This window comes from Mesorhizobium sp. M5C.F.Ca.IN.020.32.2.1, from assembly GCF_004023105.1.
Lineage (GTDB): Bacteria > Pseudomonadota > Alphaproteobacteria > Rhizobiales > Rhizobiaceae > Mesorhizobium > Mesorhizobium wenxiniae.
Genome location: NZ_RZSX01001471.1, coordinates 1 through 784, shown reverse-complemented (window position 1 = coordinate 784; position 784 = coordinate 1). Strand labels below are relative to the sequence as shown.

The window sequence follows — 784 nt, the reverse complement described above, 5'->3', positions numbered from 1 at the left end:
GAACGGGGAGAGGGGCAGCTTCGGCATCTACGCAACCCTTTCAATGGAAGAACACCATGCCCGCCTGTACCGACACAGAATTGCAAAGCATCGCCCGCACGCCGGCCAGGCTGGCGCCGCCGGTCTGGCTGCCGCAGCGCCAGACCGTGCGCGAGATCCACGGGCCCGACGGCGAGGCCTTCAAGCTGCCGGCGCCGCGCCCCGTTGCCGCCGGGCGCCATCCGCACGTCGCGGCCATGCGCTTCATCGACTGCCTGTTCAACCGCTGCCGCGCACCGCTCGATCTGACGCTGGAGGAAGATCCCGAGAACGACGCGCCCGGCAGCCGGCCGGCACTGGACATGCTGTGCTGCGGTCTGCGCACGCGGCCGCTGAAAAGCTACTGCGCCTATCACGCGGCGCGCTTCTGCGACCATCGCCCTTCGGCTCTGGCGGATGCGGCGTGAACTGGGTCTTGCGTTCCTCGCCCCGCTACGTGGGGCGAGGACCCCAGGTTCTGCGAAGGCAGCCAATCAAACGAGGAGACTGTCCATGAGCAAGAAGACCGCCAAGGTCAAGGCGCCGAAGGCGCCCAAACTGGCAAAGGGCGAGGCCGAGCAGGTGCGCATCCGCAAGGAGGTCGGTCATGATTTCGCGCTGAAGGACGACGCCTTCGGCCGCAAGCGGCTGGCGACCGGCACGCTGGAGGCGAGGCGCATTTATGAGGTTTCCAATGACGGCCACACCTCGACCGGCGGCATCGTGCGGGTGCGCAACGTCGACCCGCTGACCGGCATCACCTCGC

The 784-nt window shown here is 67.7% G+C and carries 1 protein-coding gene and 1 pseudogene; both read left to right on the top strand.

What is annotated here, in order from left to right:
• The first annotated feature begins 56 nt into the window (after window positions 1-56).
• Window positions 57-446: a hypothetical protein gene (locus EOA86_RS36855; protein WP_348627890.1), complete on the top strand. Its 390-nt coding sequence runs from the start codon at window positions 57-59 to the stop codon at window positions 444-446.
• Window positions 447-531: 85 nt separating this feature from the next.
• Window positions 532-784, top strand: a pseudogene (locus EOA86_RS36850) (hypothetical protein); the annotation flags it as partial.